Here is a 19,359-nt window from a genome sequence, read left to right as displayed (position 1 = left end):
TCTTTTTATGCTTTTTTATTGAAAAAATTCCGATTTGCCTGCTTGATGTCATGGGTTGGTCTCCCGTAGATATAATCGTCCTCAGGCGTATCCGTGATCAAATCCAGCGTCATGTTCACAAAAGAAAGGGATTGCTTGAGCAACTGCTGGTTCAGCTCATTGGCATCTCGCAATTCCCCTACGATCCGACTCAATTCTTCGCGGTACGATGAGAGGCGCTGCTTCTCTTCCGCGCTGGTCGTCAACTTGATCAATTCAGCCAACGTACCTTCCTGCAAGGTGAATCCCTTTTCACTGGAAAGCTCTCGCACGGTATTTTGTCGTGCCGTTTCCGCAGCCGTTACCCCTTTGATCAGCTGTTGCTCCTGTCGGGTAATGGCGACCAGCTCATCGATCTCACCTTTGATCAGTACCTGTTTCTTCTGCTCGGCCAGAGTATACATGGCTTTGTGCAGTTGGATCAAGTTGTCGAGCAGATCGTAGAGTGTCTCCATCTTCGTCATGTCGTTCCCTCAGCTTCCCCGAAGAGATAAATTACAATTTTTTCCAAAAGGAAAGGAACTTGTCCGCGATTTTCTCGCTGGGCACATGGTACGTGCCTTCCTGGACCTGTTTGCGCAGCTGCTCCACCTTTTCCCGGCGCGCAGGTGCATTCGGGTCTTCGATTTGCTTCAGCATTTCCATGGCCTCTGTAGAAATCTTTACTTCATCTTTTCCCATCGCCATTTTTCCTTTTTTGCTCACTGATGCGGTACCCGTCTTATTGTATGCCTGAATCATCCCTGTACGATTGGGCTCATGTATTCGCATGTGAAAACCATCCTCTCAAGCGACCGGTTCTTCCATCGCCTTCTGTAGGTAAAAAATAAAACCGACGATACTTCTTAGTAGTATCATCGGCAATTTCGTTGTCAACGATTAGTTGTTTTGGTTAAAAACTAATCGTCTCTATTCTGCTTTCTTCGATAAGCTGCGACCATTTCTCGCGCTTTTTCTTGCTCTTCCAGTCGTTTCTCGACGTCGAGGTCCTGGGTGATGTCATGCTTTAGTCCACGCATGCAGGATTCACAGATATTTCCTTTGCGAATCAGAAACCCGCAGCTTTCGCACGGGTAGCCCAACTCCGGGTTTCCATCGACGGAAATGCGGCCTTCTTTGATGAATTTCGTAATTTGCTTTACGCTGACACCAGTTGCTTCGCTGACCTGGTGAATATTGGAACCACGATTTTCCCTTTTACGCAAAAACCTTGCGCAAACCTCATATTCCTTCTCTACTTCCTGATAACATTTGGGGCAAATGTCACGAGCGACCCGAACAAACAAGGCATCACAACGCGAACAATTCGATAAACTGCCCAAAGACATATGCGCACCCCCTTGCCCTCTTCATTTTCGGAATCCAGCATCTAGTCCCATGATAACGCAAATTGCCATTTGTTTCTATCTATATTATCGGTAGATTGTCAAGGACCATATATACGATTTTACAGTTTCGACTTGATGGATGGCTTGCGCACAGGCCCGAAGCGTGGAGCCCGTGGTATAGATGTCATCAAGCAGCAAGATTCGGGATGGCTTTTTGGGTTTGGCGGCTTCTCCCCTCCAGGCAAAAGCATCCTGCATGCTCAGAATGCGCGCTTCACGTCCTGTCTGCTGACTTAGCTTGGCTGTTTCTTTCGTTCGGATCAAATCTTTTCGTGCTGGCACCCCAATGTCTCGGCCGATCCGTTCGGCTACGATTTCCATTTGGTTGAAGCCACGCTCACTCAAGCGTTTTGGGTGCAAGGGAACCGCCACCACATAATCAAATTGCCCAGAGCGAAAATAACGATACATAGCCAGTGTCAGCAGTTTTCCGAAAAAATCAGCCAATCGCTCATCGCCGCGGTATTTATACAAACCAAGCAGATCCTTGCCCCACTCGTCATAGTGAAGCAGGCCCCGGTTTCCTCTCAGGGCATTTTCCTCTATCGATCGGCAGTCTCTGCATCGCAGTGCGCCACACTCCAGCAGCTGCTGTCCCTGATGCTCCCAGCTCCGCCCGCATTGCTCACAGATTTTCTCCCCGATCACCGGCATTTCCTCGAGACAACCTGCACATAAAGGAAGCCGCTCCACCAGGCGATACATATGAGCATAGCTTGTTCTGCCAGATAATCGCACTGCCCAGCTTCGCACCACTGCCTCCCGCCGATTCTTTGCAGCATACCGTATGCCGCATCTGACACAGCCTCCTTGGCTCATGCCATCTTCCTCCTGTCGCGCAGTTGCTTGGCAAGCTGATTCATCTGCGTAATCTGACGCACAGCTGCCTGTGGAGCGGATGCCCGATAGCTTTGCACAAAAAGGACTGTACCCTGCGGATCGTCAGGAGAGCGCCCTACACGCCCGGCGATTTGCACCAAGGAAGCCTCATCAAAGACAGGTGCCTGTGCCCCTACGACTGCTACATCGCTCCCTGGAATCGTCACACCCCGCTCCAATATTGTCGTCGTCACCATAAGCTTGACCGCTTTGTCACGAAAGGCCATCACTTTCTCTTCCCGAGCTGGGTCGGAGGCATGCACACCTGCCATGCCGTCCCGATATTCAGGCAATACCGCCTGCAGGTAGCCCAGCATACGCGGCACCTCTTCTACGCGCGGCACGAATACAAACACCTGTCGCCCGGCATCCAGTGATGCTTTCAACATATCGTGGAGCGGCTTGATCACCCTGCCGGCAGCGAGCAGCTTGTCCAGCCCCGAAACCGTAAAAATTTGGGGAACAGGCAGCGCGTGGCCATGGTAGCGTCCGGGCAGCAGGACATGACTTGATGAATACAGGGCATATGACGATCGGCCAAGAAGTGATTTCTTCTTGGCTGGGAGCCTCTTTTGCAGATAGCGCGGTGGTGTCGCGCTCAAATAGAGGAGTCTTCCGCCTGTCTTAACAGCGCGGGCCACCGCTCGATACAGAACTGGATTCTGGTGATAGGGAAACGCGTCTACCTCGTCGAGCACCACCAGAAAAAAGCGTTGATAAAAACGCATGACCTGGTGAGTCGTGGCAATCGCTATATCGCAATCCTCCCACTTTTCCTTGCTTGAACCATGCACGGCAATGACACGTGCTTCCGGAAATACACGCTGAATCCGTGGAGCCAACTCCAATACTACGTCCTTTCGCGGGGTGGCGATCAGCACCCTTTCCCCCTGTTCCAATGCCGCGACGACGGAAGGGAACAGAAGCTCCGTCTTTCCTGCCCCACAGACTGCCCAGATCAGGAACTCCGCGTTTCTCCCCCAGTGATTGAGCACAAACTGGCGCGCTCGGTCCGCCGCTACCTCCTGATCCCGGGAGTAGCATCCAGACCATGCCAGGCGCCCTGCATGACCTGTATGAGAGGAGGGAGCTCTTTTGGCTGGCACACATAGAAAAGGCGTACAGCACTTGCTCCGCCCCATGCCGAGACACTCCGTGCAGTACGCGCAGCCTTGTCCGCAAGTGTGACAGGTTGTCAATTCGATTTTCTCTTTGCCGCTGCCGCATCTCGTGCACCCCAGCTCCAGGGAGTGGCGCAGCCAGCTTTTCCTGACTTGCAAACGCACCCCTGGAAGCCACTGCGCGTCTCCCGACAGCACCAACCGCTGCAAGAGCTGCGGCAGATCCGGCACTGCTATTCCATGCGTCTGCAGCAGCCTCTCCAGCTCCTCCCACAGCAGGGCTCTGCCTGCCAGCACCTCTTTTACCAGTTCAACGTCTCCTCGCATCGATAATGGGCTGCTGCCGTCCTCCTGTTCGGCAATTCCTTCCCGCCATTCAAACCACTCGCTCGACGACTTACCCTGATCATCTGAGAAGGTGTCGCCGTATAGAGCGTTGGACTCGCGAACACCGGTGAGCGCGATCTGTCTCATCCTCGCTACTGCCTGCTCATTGACATCGTCATGCCTAGCCTGCCTTTCCTGCAAATACTGATGTAACCGTTCGCGCAAGGAGAAGGCCATTGCTAGCGAAGGTGTGCGGCCAATCACATAGAGCTGGCTTCCCTCCTGCTCCTGCCAAAAGTTCTGGTCTACCCGAAAGCAAGGTGTCACGTAGGCCTGGATCGGCTCCCGCCCGACTTTCACATACAACAAGTACTCTCGCACATGGCTCCCCCCGTTCTGCATCCTTGTCCACAGTTTGCAAAAAGACAGCGGGAAGTGCAAATAAAAAGGGGACCCGCTTCAAAATAGGTCCCTACTTCATTATTCATTCGCTCTTTACTTAAAACGGCTTAATTGATGCGGTCTTATTGATCCGTTTCTACATAACCGAGATCACTTAAAGTTAGGTCACTGTATGCCCTGCCTATCTTGTATGTACGTATTCTTTCTGTTCCACTAGCAGGTTCAATTATCCCTTTTCTTATCCATTCCTTTGCCCATTCTGTTATTGTTCTGGTAACAACATTAAACTCGCCCGCAATTTCCTTTGGAGTGATCTCGCCATTCTTGGTCAATAGTAGTTTTACGACAATCAATTCACGCGGCTCTAATTTATTCACTCTTGGGTCGATTTGCTGTTTATACTTATTTTGAGCAATACGAGCTACTTTCTGAAATGCTTTTTCCATGATCAAGACGAAGTACTCGAGCCAAGGCGCCAAATCAGGCGGGTTGTTTCTTCCATCGTAATACAACACAGGGAGATTCATTTGTAATTTTGTGTAATAGCCTTGGAGATCTGACACATAATACTCTTCCATCGAATTAAATCCCTTCAAATCATAGCCTTTGATACTCAGGATATATGTAGCGAGAGCCCGTGCTGTTCGTCCATTTCCATCATAAAACGGATGAATCGTTAAGAGTTGATAAGCTGCGATCCCCGCTCGGATAGGTGCAGGCAATTCTCTGGCATCGTCACTATTAATCCAAGCAACAAAAGATTTCATTAGTTGTGGTACATCATTTGCTTCTGGCGGAATATATTCAGGTTGTCCTGTCACACTGTCATAAACTGCAAATAACACCCCAGGTCTCGTAGGCCCCCTATATTCACTTTCTTCCGTTCTTCTTCCTGAGCCCCTGACTTCAATGATGGAATGCAATCGCTTTATAAAATCTTCACTGATAGGAATCTTCAGCCTCTTCGAAGTGCTTAAAAAGGATAGTGCATTCCAATAATTCCGCACCTCTTGTTCTGCCTTTAACCCTTGCCGATCGCGATTTTTCATAATGGCCTCAGAAACTTCTTCCAAGCCCAAGGGATTCCCTTCAATTCGGGTCGAATAATGAGTCATTTTTAGTTTTGCTTCTTTACGCAATTCTTTTTCGATGTCTTTTGGGAGAGGAAGCATTTCAACTGTATTTTTATATTTTTCAATAGACATTAAGGATTTTACGATCCTATCGTTATATTTGAATCGTGGTTGATACACAAAACTGCCCTCCTTTCTCACTACTGGACATTCGCTATTCATTGATATTTCCTCGCTATTTATTCGCTATTTATTCGCTATTTCCTCGTTATTTATTCGTTATTTATTCGCTATTCGCTCGCAACCTTTCGAAAACAAAAAAAGAGCACACCGGCTCTTTTCCATCTCGCAAAGCTCATCTATCCACAGACGCCCTAGATGGCTATGCTCCTGCTTTCTCTTGTCTCAAGTCAATGATAATCGCCTTGGTCTGCGTCAGTCCATGATGACCGTCTGTTGACCAGCAATACGGATAGCGTTCGTACAAGGCAGTCATTTTCTTGGTATCATCTACAGATCCTTCATCCTGCAGGGTAATTTGTATCGACTTGCCGCTCCAATAAGAACGGAACAGCAGACGACGAATGACACCCTCCAGCACCTGCTCCGAATCGCGGAGAAGCAAACGATAATGCTCGTCAGGGAAATCAGCCGCACTGCCCATCCTGTCAGTCACCCGCTCAAGCAGTATCACCAACAGAGAAGAGCAGCCAAACGCCGCTAACAGCCATAGTAATAAATCTGCCATCGCGGTCATACCTCCTCTTACTTCATAGGTATGCCGGATGGCTTGGACAGGGTGCTAGTGAAGCTGTAATTTACAATTTGACCCAACCGTTCTTGATCGAATTGACTACTGCCTGTGTGCGGTCCTGCACATTTAACTTTTGCAGAATGCTGCTGACGTGGTTTTTCACCGTTTTTTCACTGATAAACAGGAATTCGCCAATCGCACGGTTGCTTTTTCCCTCCGCCATCAATTGCAGAACCTCACGCTCGCGGCGAGTCAAGGATTCGATCATCTTCGGATCGACAGCATTGGCATCATCTACAGAGAAACTGCGCTCGGCCATGCCTTCCTGATCACTCAGGCGACGAAACTCTTCAATCAATTTACCCGTTACTTTGGGATGTATGTATGCGCCACCACTGGCCACGACCCTTACGGCATCGACCAGATCGCTGGTCCCCATCTCTTTCAGCAGATAACCAGAGGCACCGGTCCGCAGGGTTCGATAGACGTATCCTTCGTCGTCGTGTATGGAAAGCATGATGACACGAGTCTGCGGACTTACGGATATGACGTTCTCCGTCGCTGATACACCATTAATATTCGGCATGTTGATGTCCATCAGCATGACGTCCGGCTTGTATTCCTCCGCCAGTTTAAACGCGTCGCCGCCATCGGCTCCTTCTCCTACAACCTTGAAGTCGCTTTCCATTTCCAAAATACGCTTTACGCCTTCACGAAACAATTGATGGTCGTCAACAATCACGATACGGAGTTCTTGCTGCCTTTTTTCCATGTTTCTTCCCCCATTCAGCTTCTGATCTATCGCTCGCTTAGATTTTTAGTGGTATTTGAAATAGCACCTTGGTACCATCACCGGGAGCGGATTGGACCTCAATTTGTCCCTCCAGGAGTTGCGTTCGCTCTTTCATTCCCAACAATCCAAAAGAACCGCCTGTCCCCATCCGCTCGTCCAGATCAAATCCGATGCCGTCATCTTTTACGACCAGACTAAGGGAATCCTGCACAAATTCCAGTTTCACCTGAACGGATTTGGCTTTGGCGTGTTTTTCTACATTGTTCAAACATTCCTGCACGAGTCGAAAAATAGCCGCCTTGACCGAGCTTCTCAGCGTTGGCTCCACACCAAATACAACCAGATCGATAGAGGTTTCCATTCGCTCCTCACAGGTCCGGATGTATTTTTGCAGAGTCGGAACCAACCCCAGGTCATCCAAAGCCATCGGACGCAGATCAAAAATAATCCGTCTGACATCAGCCAAGCTCATCCGCACCATTTCTTTCAACTCGTGGAGTTCCATCTGCGCTTCGAGAACGCGTTCATTCTTCAGCATCTTCTCCACAATTTCGGAACGCAGTACGACATTGGCCATCGATTGCGCCGGTCCGTCATGGATTTCCCGCGCTACCCGCTTGCGTTCTTCCTCTTGTGCCTGGATCACTTTCAAGCCCATCAGCTGGTGCTGTTTCGCAGATTCCAAGGCTTCACCGATTTTGCTCAAATCACCAGTCAGATAGCCCAGTACCACACCCATTTGCGAAACCAGTTTTTCAGCGCGGACAATGGTTTCTTCCAGGGTTCGCAATTGGCGCTCCAAATCATCTCTTCTGCGCTTGAGATTGTTTTCCCGTTCCCTGAAAATGGAAAGGTCTACCTGGATGCGACTTGCATCCTCATATGCTACCCGGATGTCTTCCTCCGTGTACATATGGAAATTTCGGCTCACTAAAACCAGCCGATTGCGCGACTTGCGATAAGCCAGCTCCAGTGCATCCACCTTTTGTATAACCTTGGTAATTTCCTGGCGGAGCTCATGAAGTTCCAGCTTCATCGAGTTGCCCTGTTGCCTGGCACTCTCCGCTATATCAAAAATTTGACTTTTACTTGTTTCTACTGTTTCAATCGTTCGTTTAATCACTCCATCGAGCACGCTGATGTCGATTGCTTTGTTCATGACTGCTCTCCTTCAAACGTGTTTTTCGCTTTCGTGAAAATCTGATGGAGCTTTGTCAAATCCATGTCGGGAACCCCCACGTCATAGCGGGTGATCGCGTAATGGTCCGTCTTGCTTGTTACGACACCGGGAGTGGAATGGAAAACGTATCGGTAGCCTGTCTGCTTTGCCGTCTCCTGCACAATTTCGTTGGTATAGCCAAACGGCAATGACAGTACATCTACGGGGCGGTTCAACCATTCGCTCAATCCGACCCGGGACAGGCTAAAATCGACGTACAGCCGATCTCGATATTCCTGCTCGGCTTCCAGGCGTTGCAGATCTTCCAGATAGACAGGGGCAGTCACCGGTCCTGTCTCTCCCCATTCATTGCGCGCTGCTTGCCCGTGCAAGCTGTAGGTATGAGAGCCGATGTCGGACATGCCTGTAGCCACCAATTCCTTTACCTGCTGACGGGTAAGAGGGGGAGTCATGTTTTCCCGCTTTCTTTCCGCTATATCTCGGACACGGCCTGCGATCACAAAATTAACGGACGGAAAGCCATAAGAGCGCATAATCGGAAAAGCTTCTGTGTAATAGCTCTCGTATCCGTCATCGAATGTAAGCAATACCGCATTGGCCGTCGGCAGATTTCCCGTCTCCATGAATGTTATAAACTCGGTTAACGAGATCGGATGCAAATCTTGTTCTTGTATGAACGACATATGCTCCGCAAACTGTTCGGGTGAAATCGCAAACGGTTGGGTCGGATTCTTGGTCACATGATGATAGGACAATACAACAACTTGATTGCGATACCACTCTTTGCGCGGAACTGTCGTCTCTTTGTTCGCTGTGACGTTTGACTCAGCTTCTACCGGTTCACTTGTGCTTATTGACGTATTCACTTGGGGAAAAGGTTGCATTTCGGCTGCATGTTTTTTCGCAGGTTGTTGTCCGTAGAGAAGTCCGGATATCAGAAAGATCAGCAAAAAAAGCACAAACACGAGAAGGAAGAGTTTTTTATTGCGCAAAAATACCCCTCCTCTGTTGCTACCATAAGGTGATTCGACAAACAACTAGAAAATTCCTTTATGAAGACTTATCCATTGGACATGTAAGATTATACACGGGGAGACCGCGGTCTGGCTGTAGTGAAGATGAGGAAAAGAAAAGGCCTGGCAGTATCGCCAGGCCTTCGTTGTACAACTCCATTATTTCGCCAATTGGCTTGCATCTTGCTTCAGTACTTCCGCTTTGTCTGTTTGCTCCCAAGGAACGTTCAGATCGTTGCGGCCGAAGTGACCGTATGCTGCAGTCTGTTTGTAGATAGGACGGCGCAGGTCGAGCTGCTTGATGATGCCAGCAGGACGCAGATCGAAATGCTTGCGGACCAGCTTCACGAGGTCTTCTTCGGAAACGGTTCCTGTGCCGAATGTATCCACTGCGATGGAAACAGGCTGAGCTACCCCAATCGCGTAAGCTACTTGTACCTCGCATTTGTCAGCGAGTCCAGCAGCTACGATGTTTTTCGCAACATAACGAGCTGCGTATGCACCGGAACGGTCCACTTTGGTCGGATCTTTTCCGGAGAAGGCACCGCCGCCGTGACGCGCATAACCACCGTAAGTATCAACGATGATTTTGCGGCCAGTCAAGCCAGCATCGCCTTGAGGACCGCCAATTACGAAGCGGCCGGTAGGGTTGATGAAGTATTTGGTCTCTCCATCGAGCAATTCAGCGGGAACAACTGGTTTGATTACCAATTCCATCAGATCGTTTTTGATTTGCTCCAAAGTCGTCTCAGGCGCATGCTGCGTAGAGATAACGATGGTATCGATCCGTACAGGCTTGTCACCGTCGTATTCCACCGTCACTTGCGTTTTGCCATCCGGGCGCAGGTAGGACAACGTGCCGTCTTTGCGCACTTCTGTCAAGCGGCGAGCCAGTTGGTGAGCCATGCTGATCGGCAAAGGCATCAGCTCAGGCGTTTCATTGCAAGCAAAACCAAACATCAGACCCTGGTCGCCAGCACCGATGGCTTCGATCTCTTCATCGGTCATTTTCCCTTCACGGGCTTCGAGGGCTTGGTCTACCCCAAGTGCAATGTCAGCAGACTGTTCACCAATGGCCGTGATCACACCGCAAGTATCCGCGTCAAAGCCGAATTTTGCACGATCATAACCGATTTCGCGAATGGTTTCACGAACCAGCTTTTGAATGTCTACATACGTGTTGGTAGTGATCTCACCCGCTACGAGGACCAGTCCAGTGGTAACGGACGTTTCGCAAGCTACGCGAGCATTGGGATCTTTGGACAGAATGGCGTCCAGAATCGAATCGGAAATTTGGTCACAAATTTTATCCGGGTGTCCTTCGGTTACGGATTCAGATGTGAACAGACGACGACCTTTTTGCAAAGCCATGAGAAAACAACCTCCTTTGACCTCATACAAATAGTGTGGTAGCCGACGCAGGATTTTATCGACGTAAATGCAGGCAAAAAAAACCTTTTCCGCCTTTGGGGGAGGAAAAGGTTTGCGCGCTTTAGCTTCCTTCATCCTCTTATCGGCCAGAACAGATGTCCGTTCTGCTGGTTAGCACCGCTCTAGTCGGTTGCCGGGCTTCATAGGGCCAGTCCCTCCGCCTGCTCTGGATAAGAGTATCCATTACGGATTATAGAATAATTGTTTTTTCCAGTGGTGTCAATAGACAATTACCGCAGCTCGTACTTGCCCCGAACCATGATGTGCGAGACTCCGGTATACTGTGGATCGGTCCTAAGACCACGATTGTCCGAACGAGCGATCAAAAGCAGATGATTGTGTCCGACCGTTGCTCCTCCGCGCAAATCGGCACCCGCAGTCAGATCCGTCAAGCCGTCACCGTTGTTGCCGGCTACAGCTTGTACTTGCCCTGTGCGAACGATAAATTCCGTGCCTTCAAAACCATACAGCGTCTTCCCTGGATACAGCTCGACGACAGTCAGCGTGCTTCCACTGCCGCTGCCTCCACCTGCTCCGATGGACCGCAGCACCTGATCGACATAGCTTTTGGTGACGACTGGATCGTCTACTGAACCAGGAACTCCATTCACGCCATCTGCCATCGCCTGGGATGCAAATAAAGCCATCCCCCCCAACATGACTGCCAGCATTCCTTTGGTAAATTTTTTCATCGCAAATTCCTCCCCGTTGACTGACTCTCATTTTTTCTACAATTTATAGGATTTGGCGATTACGACAATGACTTCCGCACGCGTGGCATTTCCTGTCGGTTTGAACAGACTGCCATAGCCACGCAGCCATTCCCTCGACGTCAGAGCCTCAATCGCTGGTGATGCCCAGTGCCCAGTCGATACATCACGATAGCTGGAGAAGCTGCGGGAATACAGAGGCACATTGTGCGCTCTCGCAACCATGGCCGCCATCTCAGCCCGCGAAATCGCCTGGTCAGGCTTCATCTGATTGTTCGGGTAGCCTTTTACGATCCCCAATTGGTAAGCGAGCCCAAGGTTGTTGTACGCCCAGTGGCTCTTGGGCAGATCTCGGAACGAGGAGTTGCCGCTATAGGAGCCAACCGGCATCCTGTTTGCCTTCATTGCCTGTATCAGCATAGTGGCAAACTGCGCTCTCGTCACCGGCTGATCCGGCTTGAACGTCGCATCGTCAAAGCCTTTTACTACTCCCTTGCTGCTTAACCGTGCGATCTCTGTACGCGCCCAGTGAGTCGATATATCCCGGTATCCCGCAACCAACTCCTGCTGGTTGACCGTCAGTCGATACAAGTCGTACTTGAAGGATATCGAACTGTTCAGGCGGATATAGTACTTCCCTGGCTGCAATCGAATTCCCAGCACTTCTTTGCCCTGGTCAGCACGCTCCGCTACAGAGTTGGTCATCGCCAATGGGTAATTGAAATTGTTGCTGCTAAACAAGGCGAGCCTCATTCCAGACTTGACCGGTACAAAAGGTGCACGGATACTTACATAAGATTCCCGATTCACTGTAAAATGAAACCAGTCTGTGTCGGAAGCGGTCGGGAACGTACCCGTCATCAAATTGCCTCCGGCCAGCGGGGAAGCTTGTTGGTACGTATCATTCGGCTCATTCGGGTCTTTTTTGACCGGAGTATAGTACAAATCAAGCCTGTACTCCGCATTGACCGCATTTTGTTCGTACTCGCTGACACGAATAAAATACTTCCCGGGCGACACTTCCTTCTCCGCCCGTTCCGTCGGGTCATCCCGATCTCCGTTGTCGTAGCTGGGATCCCACCTCGTCTCCCGACCGTCCTGCTTCCCGATGTTCAGTACGAGATCCATTCGCTTCGTATCGGGCGTCACGGTCACATTCAGCATCCCGTATTCACGAACATAATAGGAAAACCAGTCCTGGTCGCCCTCTTCATGAAAATTGCCGACTACGCTAATCTGATTTCCCACGAGAGGCCTGGCTGTTGCCATCGAATCATTCGGCTCATAGCGGTCCGGGTTAATCGAATATCTGCTGGTTAATACATACGTAAAAGCAGACACTCCGCCATTTCGCATGAGCCTGATCATCATCTGACCTTGCTTGGCAGGCACAGTTAGCTTATCACCGTTGCCTATGTAGTGCGTGACAGGCGTTCGATTTTCCGAATAAAAGGTCGCAACCATCGGAGAAGCTGATCCCACGGAGACTGTAGCATGGAACGTTACTTTGCCGTCGTAGGGAATGTCCATCTTGAACCAGTCTACCGTATCATTCGGCCCCAGATTGCCGCGAATTTGCGACTCGATCGGAAACGCCTTCGCTCGCGATCTCTGATTATTCGGCTCCAAAAAATCCATCGACATCGGGGTGGTAACCGCTTTGTGTATATTCAGCAGGCCGTATCCGGTGGACTTGTCCCAGCCCGGCTCCCCCAAATCCTGAGCGGTCTGGTAAAGCAACTGCCTCACATCAATGGGTTTGAGGTTGGGATGACGAGCCAATACCAGAGCAGCGGCACCCGCTACCTGTGGTGCGGCTGCAGAAGTCCCGCTGAACGTTCCATACCTGCCACCCAGTTTGGTTGTATACACATTCAGGCCCGTTGCCATCAGGTTCAGCTCCGGCCCCGAGTTCGACTCCTTGATGGGCTGGTTGTTCGCCCTGACTCCGCCCACTGCAATTACTGTGGGATAAGCAGCAGGATAGGCCACGCGATCCTCTTCATTACCGCTAGCCGCTACCAAGACTGCACCACTCGCTTCGGCTCTATTCACTGCATTGGTCAATGCTTGAGAATAGGACATACTACTGACAGACATGAGAATAACCTTGGCGCCTTTATCCAGTGCAGCATGAATTCCTCTCGCCACAAGGTCAAGGTCGGCCACAGCATTCTTGTCCAATACCTTGATTGGCAAGATTTTCGCTTTCCACAAAACACCAGAAACACCGATGTTGTTGTTTCCCTCAGCAGCCAAAACCCCGATCACTTCTGTGCCATGTCCGTTATCGTCCTGGGCAGACCTGGCTGGATTGACCAGATTGATACCTGGCAAGAGGTTTCCCTTTAGATCAGGGTGGTTGTAATCAGCTCCCGTATCCAGAACAGCAATCGTGATATTGGTGTTGGAATGGACGACATCCCAAGCTTTAATCGCTTGGATCTGCGATAAGTGGATCTGGTTTTCAATGTAAGGATCATTTGTATCAGATGCTGCACGTACGGGGCGGACATCTACCATCACCATGACTAAGCCGATTACAACAGCCAGTATCGCTCCTACCCACTTTTTCATGACAAAAACATCCTTCGGAAAATAGGTTATTCATTAAGCATACGGAATGATCAGACGTAGTGCAAGTCCGTATATCCAATATTTGGAATGTTAAATCAAAACAACCCCCCTCTTCACCATCGGCAAAAAGGGGGGCCCTGTTTATTGCAAAAGATCTTTGTTATTTGCGCTTGGGGCTACCACGGGTGATTTCCGCTGCTGTTTCGCTTTTGGAATAAACGCAGTCAATCCGGCAAAGTCATCGATCGACTTGAGCAGGGAGTCAGCCGGAATTTTGAAGAGCCACAGCTTATGGCCTTTCGCATCTACCTTCATGTTTTCCAGGGTATAGTGAACCTTCGCCACACTGTCGCCTGTCTTGTCGCTTACGATGATCGGCACCTCAGTGAACTCCAGACGTTTATCCAAACCATTGCGGAAGACCACGACGACTTTCAATCCGCCTTTTTCATCTTCATCCGCCTTCACATCCAGCACCTGCAAATCGACGTTGCCATCTTCCATAGGCTCGATGTTTTTCAGCGCCTTGTTGTAGTGGACGACTTCATCGATGCTCAAACCGCCCGTCTCACTGTCGTCGATATCGGCCTTTTTGAGATTAGGCTTCTTGTATGCGAGCGTCAGCGGCACTTCTTTTTCAGGAATATTGTCGAATTCATCCCAACGGAACATGAACTCGCATGGACGGCTGGACATGTCCCCGAGCGGACCCATTGCGGTCAGATCAAAGATTTTTCTCGCAACAATGCCCCCATCCGGAGTCATCAGCACGAGCGGAACGCGCTGCAGCAGGATATCACGGGACATCGCATTGCGAATATAAGTAAGCACCAGGTAGCCTTCCTCTGTTACTTGTGTGTAAAAAGGAATGATCCCCACTTCATCGCGGACAACCGCTGGCAGTTCGTCATGAATGTACTGAAGCAATTCCGTCTCTGCTTCTTCCAGTTTGCTGTCCCACGGTCCATTCATCTGCAAGAACAGCTCCTTGGAAGCGACGCGCGTAGACGATTGCTCCGGATTTTCAATCCCGGACAGACCCAGATAAAATTCCTTGTGCAGATTTTCATGAATGTCTTCTTTTACCTGCTCCAAGCTTTCCTTCGAACCAAACCAATTCTCCAATAACCAACTCATCTGTCAACCTCCTCAGTCCCATTAAAACGGATATCTTGCCTAATCTTCACTTTACTTCGAGATGCCATCTGCCCAGTTTCGCATCGCGCTTTTGCACTGCATCAGCCGGGAATACAATCAGCCATGGACGGCTGTGACCAGGTTTTACCTTGATTTTGCTCGCATTCAGGGTTCCCTGTGCCACCACATCGTGTTCCGCATCTGTAATAGAGATTTGTATTTCACCAGGATTGTATACCTTATCCAACCCGTTACGGAACAGAAGCGCCGCCACCAGCTGTCCTTCTTTGGTCCAGCCGATGTCAAAGCCAGTTACCTCAATCGTATTAAGAGGAATCGGCGGCAATGTATGAACCATGGCCTCCAGCCGATCCTTTTGACGGTCTGTCATGCGGCGTTCCATCTCTGGATCGAGTTCTAGCTGAGTGGGCCAAACATGGGTGCTCTGGCCCGCTTTCATGACCAGCTTCCAGCGTGTAAACGAGTAGTCTTCATGAAGATAGCTTTCCTGCGGGAAAAACACTTCCCAAGGACGGCTCGTATGCGGCGGAATGGCTCCCATTTGCTCCAGATTTACTGGCATCCGTGCGAATGGCTTGTCATCCAGATAGATCGCCAGGCGAATATTTTTGACCCGGACCGGCTTGTTCGTTGCATTCCGGAAAAAGAAAGCAACAGTCATACCGTTCGGTTGTGGAACCATACTAAAGCCTGTAACACTGATCAATCCACGATGAATTTCTGGCAGTTCTGCCTGCAAAAACCGGAGTGTGTACTTTTTCTCAGCGTCCAGCTGCTGTTCCCATTGCGGATGCAGCGAAATCTCTGTACGTACCATATTTGAGCTGCTGCCCGTCTCAGCTTGAGCGTCCGCTTCAAATTCAACTTCCGTATTGCGCATTTCTTCAGCAGGGATGGCGGACTCTTCCTGGATGTCTTTTTTCAATTCTTCCATCGAACGAGCGCTGTCCTGCTCTTTGCCTAACCAGTTCTTAAAAAAGGAAAACATGCGTTACCTCCTCACACGTCCGAACACGAACGAAGCTTCTCTATCATCATATCTGTTTCTTGAATAGAGAGCAATTCCAAACCTTATCCAGTCTAGGACTGCGTCCCTTGTGGCACACTGACTTTCCAACGCGAAAGATCGGCATCGGGCTTGGTTACGCTCTCGGGCGGGAAGACGAACAGCCACGGCTTGCTGGTGTTGGCATTAACTGTCAGCCCATTCAGCTCAAACAATCCTTTTGCTACCTCGTCTCCCGAAGCATCATAGAGGGCGAGCGGCAATTTTTCAAAGGAGAGCGACTGTTGCGAACCGTTGCGAATCAACAAGATAGCATGCATGGAGCCATCCTCTTGTTTGCGGATTTGCACGCTCTGGATATTGACCTCCCCTTCTTTTAACGCAGGGAGCCGTTTCGCGAGCCCGATCAACGCCTCTTTTTGCTGGTCATTCAGCGATTTGATCCAGGATTCCTCCAGCTCCAACTGCTGCGGGAGAACCATTTTTTTCTGGGCCAGCTCGAAGGCAATCTTCCAATTGCTCAACAGCACGTTCAATTGCAAAAAGTGTTCCCGGGTGAAGACAAACGACCAGGGACGCGCGGACTGCGCCGGTATTTCTCCTACCTGAGACAGATCAAACGATTGGCGGGTAAACAGTTCCTGATCCCCAAACAGCACTACCAGCGTCATCGTATCCAGTCGTACAGGGCGATCCAGACTATTGCGTATAAACGCAGTCACTTCAATTCCTTCCTCATGCGGGATCAACTGAGTGCCGGCAAGAGATAGATTGCCAGGTGCCAGTGGCGGCAATTCCTGCGCCATAAAAGAGAGAGCGTACTTCTCTTGCTGGCTAAGCTTGGCTTCCCAGGACTCATGCAAAGACAGGGAAGTAACGATTCCTCCTGTCCCTTCAGCTTGCTCTTCGCGTTGATCCGACTGTTCCGTATCGCCAGCAGGCAAAATGGATTCTTCTCTCACCTGTTCTCTTACTTCTTCCGTCGTGGGCGTTTTCCCCAATAAATTCTTCAAGAAGGATAACATAGCGTCGCTCCCAACTTTTCTCTTCATCTATATATACATGTACGTTTGCTCGTCATTCACTATAGCATAGTGACATTTGTTTGCAACATAGAAAACTTGGTATGTGTCTAGGGGAAACTGCGGAATCTTCTGGCTTCCGCAAACCTGATAAACCCCGCCTCCTGAATGAAGGGAATATTTTTTTAGAATAACTTTCCAAACGTCAAATGTCAAGGAACGTCAGGGATTGCCGCTCTCCTGTACGTATACTCGAATACGAGCGCTTCTGCCTCCGTAACTGGCCGTGATCGAAACAGTTCCTTCCTTTATAGCAGTGATTTTCCCCTGCTCATCTACGACAGCCACCTGTTCATCCGAGGAATGCCATGTCCCTTTCTCGCTTACCTCCACCCGGGCACCATTGCGATAGGTAGCGGCAAGCTCCGGTGTATAGGTTTCCCCTGGACGAAGGGAAATCTTGTCGTCCGGGACATCCAGCTTTCGCACGCTGTTGTCCACCCGGATCGTGGCTGATTTTCCACGGTATTCAGCCGTAATCGTCGCAATGCCGGGGCCGATGGCAGTAATCACGCCATCCTCTATGACAGCCACCTCTGGATTGCTGGTCTGCCAATCTGCCTCAGCGGTTACGACATCTTTCTTTTCCTTATAATATGCGTACAGCGTGACAGGAATCTGAGTATCAGGCACGAGCTGCAGATGGTCCGGATTTGCAACGAGCGCAGTCATCTTAACCAGTACCTCGATGGAGATGCGCTCGCCGCCGTAGTATGCCACAATCCAGGTGCTCCCGACGTTTTGGGCAGAGACGATGCCGTTGTGTACGGCAGCCACCTGTTCATCCAATGAAATCCATCTCACATATGCAGGTGCCACTTCTTCCCTCGTGCGGTCCCCGTAGGTGGCAGTGATGGACAGTGATACGGCTTCGTCCGGTTTTAACGTAATTCGCCGATTGGAAAACTCCAGGCTGCGGACAGACACGTCGACGGGGACGGTATATCGTTTGCCACCGAAGGAAGCGGTGATATGCGTCTTGCCAAAAGCTTGTCCTCTTACTTCTCCCTGCTCAATCGTAGCGACAGATTCATCCTCGACCTGCCAAATCGCTTTCTTTGTCACATCGCGCTCTGTTTGGTCCTGATAAATAGCTGTTGCCTGAAGCAACGCTGCACTACCTGGACGCAAAGACAGCCTCACAGGATCTACACTGATCCTGCGCAGCTCAGCATTCGACACTTTTTCTTCCTGCAACGCGCCATAGGCGTTGACCAGTCCATAGCCATATTTTTCGTCGGGGCCTTTACGCCCCAGGTCGATTGCTGATCGCTGCAAGCGCTCCTCGATCTCCTGCATACCAAGCTGTGGCTCGGATGCCTTTATCAAGGCGATTGTACCTGAAACAAAAGGCGCCGCTTGTGAAGTCCCGCTCGCATACACGTATCTTCCATGCAAATATGTACTTAATATCTCCTCACCAGGTGCGGCAAGCGCGATCTCTAACCCGTAGTTGGAGAACTTCGACAGCTCCATCTCCTCGTCTACCGCGCTGACGGCAATCACGCCGGGGATCGAGGCGGGTACATAACGCTCTGCCCTTTCACCGTCATTTCCGGCTGCGGCAACGACAACCACATCGTGCTCCAGCGCATAGGCTATCGCTTCCTGCAGCATCTTCGGCTCTTCCCGTCCCCTTTCCCCAGACAGACTGAGGTTGATGACATCAGCACCCTTATCCACCGCATCCATGATTGCAAACGACACATCGTACATCGTCCCGTTTCCCTGATCGTCCAGAACTTTTAGCGGCAGGATTTTTACATCGGCATTGCCGCTAACCCCTGCGATCCCGATGCTGTTCAGCTCCGCAGCGATAATTCCTGCTACATGGGTTCCATGCCCGTCATCGTCCATCACATCGAAATTACCATCTATATAATTGTAGCCTTTTTGTTCATCTACCCGATTTGCCAGATCAGGGTGGGTGTAATCTACCCCCGTGTCCAGGACAGCCACCGTCACCTGCACGGTTCTCCCGCCCTCTTTCCACGCCTCTGGGGCTTGGATGGCTCGGAGACCCCATTGCTCTTCAAAACGGGGATCAATTGCCCAATCTGAAGCCTTGCGCATACGCAGATTGGGTTCGATATACTCGACAGCAGGATCGGCAGCTAGTTCCTCCAGCAGGTCTGAATCTAGATTGGCTGGGAGCTGCACCAGGATATGCTGTCTGTTGGACTCGATTACGGAGAGGTTCGGGTCTTCGTTGTTGTGGAGGTAGGAGACCGCTCTGGCTCGGACGGGAGATGTTAGCTTGATGATGTATTCGGTTGTTTCATCGGATGCGGTTTCACTTTGTGCAGCTTGCGCGTGATCCGGTTCCATGATGAGAAAAGATGTTAGTGCAAGAAGGCTTACCAGCAGTAATGGCAGAAGTTTTTTACTGATGAAATGATTGATTCCCACTTGGTTTTCTCCTCCTC

The 19,359-nt window shown here is 50.3% G+C and carries 17 protein-coding genes and 1 riboswitch; all 17 genes read right to left on the bottom strand.

Annotation, left to right across the window (positions count from 1 at the left end; translation table 11 throughout):
• Nucleotides 1–5: 5 nt before the first annotated feature.
• Nucleotides 6–494: a flagellar protein FlgN gene (locus T458_RS54425; protein WP_031306318.1), complete on the bottom strand. Its 489-nt coding sequence runs from the start codon at nucleotides 492–494 to the stop codon at nucleotides 6–8.
• Nucleotides 495–534: 40 nt separating this feature from the next.
• Nucleotides 535–810 carry a flagellar biosynthesis anti-sigma factor FlgM gene (flgM, locus tag T458_RS54420; RefSeq protein WP_023555306.1) on the bottom strand — a complete coding sequence of 92 codons (276 nt, stop codon included), beginning with the start codon at nucleotides 808–810 and terminating at the stop codon, nucleotides 535–537.
• A gap of 128 nt (nucleotides 811–938) precedes the next feature.
• On the bottom strand, nucleotides 939–1,367 hold the full coding sequence (locus tag T458_RS54415; protein ID WP_023555305.1) for a TIGR03826 family flagellar region protein: 429 nt from the start codon (nucleotides 1,365–1,367) through the stop codon (nucleotides 939–941).
• An 84-nt stretch (nucleotides 1,368–1,451) separates the two neighbouring features.
• Complete coding sequence (locus T458_RS54410; RefSeq protein ID WP_023555304.1) at nucleotides 1,452–2,246, bottom strand: ComF family protein; 795 nt, start codon at nucleotides 2,244–2,246, stop codon at nucleotides 1,452–1,454.
• Nucleotides 2,243–4,135 carry an ATP-dependent helicase ComFA gene (locus T458_RS54405; RefSeq protein ID WP_023555303.1) on the bottom strand — a complete coding sequence of 631 codons (1,893 nt, stop codon included), beginning with the start codon at nucleotides 4,133–4,135 and terminating at the stop codon, nucleotides 2,243–2,245. The genes T458_RS54410 and T458_RS54405 overlap by 4 nt, the downstream gene beginning before the upstream one ends.
• A 143-nt stretch (nucleotides 4,136–4,278) precedes the next feature.
• Nucleotides 4,279–5,409: a Fic family protein gene (locus T458_RS54400; RefSeq protein ID WP_023555302.1), complete on the bottom strand. Its 1,131-nt coding sequence runs from the start codon at nucleotides 5,407–5,409 to the stop codon at nucleotides 4,279–4,281.
• A gap of 202 nt (nucleotides 5,410–5,611) precedes the next feature.
• Nucleotides 5,612–5,977 (bottom strand): hypothetical protein, encoded by a 366-nt coding sequence (locus T458_RS54395; RefSeq protein WP_023555301.1) that lies wholly within the window; start codon nucleotides 5,975–5,977, stop codon nucleotides 5,612–5,614.
• Nucleotides 5,978–6,047: 70 nt separating this feature from the next.
• Nucleotides 6,048–6,755, bottom strand: coding sequence for a response regulator (locus T458_RS54390; protein ID WP_023555300.1), 708 nt, complete (start codon nucleotides 6,753–6,755; stop codon nucleotides 6,048–6,050).
• Between the two features lie 37 nt (nucleotides 6,756–6,792).
• Nucleotides 6,793–7,935 (bottom strand): sensor histidine kinase, encoded by a 1,143-nt coding sequence (locus T458_RS54385; RefSeq protein ID WP_023555299.1) that lies wholly within the window; start codon nucleotides 7,933–7,935, stop codon nucleotides 6,793–6,795.
• Nucleotides 7,932–8,948, bottom strand: a complete 1,017-nt coding sequence (locus tag T458_RS54380) for a polysaccharide deacetylase family protein (RefSeq protein ID WP_023555298.1) — start codon at nucleotides 8,946–8,948, stop codon at nucleotides 7,932–7,934. The genes T458_RS54385 and T458_RS54380 overlap by 4 nt, the downstream gene beginning before the upstream one ends.
• Before the next feature lie 180 nt (nucleotides 8,949–9,128).
• Nucleotides 9,129–10,340 carry a methionine adenosyltransferase gene (gene metK, locus T458_RS54375; protein WP_031306314.1) on the bottom strand — a complete coding sequence of 404 codons (1,212 nt, stop codon included), beginning with the start codon at nucleotides 10,338–10,340 and terminating at the stop codon, nucleotides 9,129–9,131.
• Between the two features lie 136 nt (nucleotides 10,341–10,476).
• Nucleotides 10,477–10,577: riboswitch (SAM riboswitch) on the bottom strand.
• Between the two features lie 53 nt (nucleotides 10,578–10,630).
• Nucleotides 10,631–11,092, bottom strand: coding sequence for a hypothetical protein (locus tag T458_RS54370; protein ID WP_023555296.1), 462 nt, complete (start codon nucleotides 11,090–11,092; stop codon nucleotides 10,631–10,633).
• A 36-nt stretch (nucleotides 11,093–11,128) separates the two neighbouring features.
• Nucleotides 11,129–13,687 (bottom strand): S8 family serine peptidase, encoded by a 2,559-nt coding sequence (locus T458_RS54365; protein WP_023555295.1) that lies wholly within the window; start codon nucleotides 13,685–13,687, stop codon nucleotides 11,129–11,131.
• A gap of 141 nt (nucleotides 13,688–13,828) precedes the next feature.
• A complete protein-coding gene (locus tag T458_RS54360) occupies nucleotides 13,829–14,824 on the bottom strand; it encodes an SLAP domain-containing protein (protein ID WP_023555294.1) in 996 nt (331 codons plus the stop codon).
• 46 nt (nucleotides 14,825–14,870) lie between these two features.
• Complete coding sequence (locus tag T458_RS54355) at nucleotides 14,871–15,833, bottom strand: SLAP domain-containing protein (protein WP_023555293.1); 963 nt, start codon at nucleotides 15,831–15,833, stop codon at nucleotides 14,871–14,873.
• A 92-nt stretch (nucleotides 15,834–15,925) separates the two neighbouring features.
• On the bottom strand, nucleotides 15,926–16,876 hold the full coding sequence (locus T458_RS54350; protein ID WP_023555292.1) for an accessory Sec system S-layer assembly protein: 951 nt from the start codon (nucleotides 16,874–16,876) through the stop codon (nucleotides 15,926–15,928).
• Between the two features lie 219 nt (nucleotides 16,877–17,095).
• Nucleotides 17,096–19,342, bottom strand: coding sequence for a S8 family serine peptidase (locus tag T458_RS56205; protein ID WP_051410147.1), 2,247 nt, complete (start codon nucleotides 19,340–19,342; stop codon nucleotides 17,096–17,098).
• Nucleotides 19,343–19,359 lie beyond the last annotated feature (17 nt).

Source organism: Brevibacillus panacihumi W25, assembly GCF_000503775.1.
In the GTDB taxonomy this organism is placed as follows: domain Bacteria; phylum Bacillota; class Bacilli; order Brevibacillales; family Brevibacillaceae; genus Brevibacillus; species Brevibacillus panacihumi_A.
The sequence above is the reverse complement of the archived record's forward strand: the minus strand, read 5'-3'. Positions and strand labels throughout refer to the sequence as shown.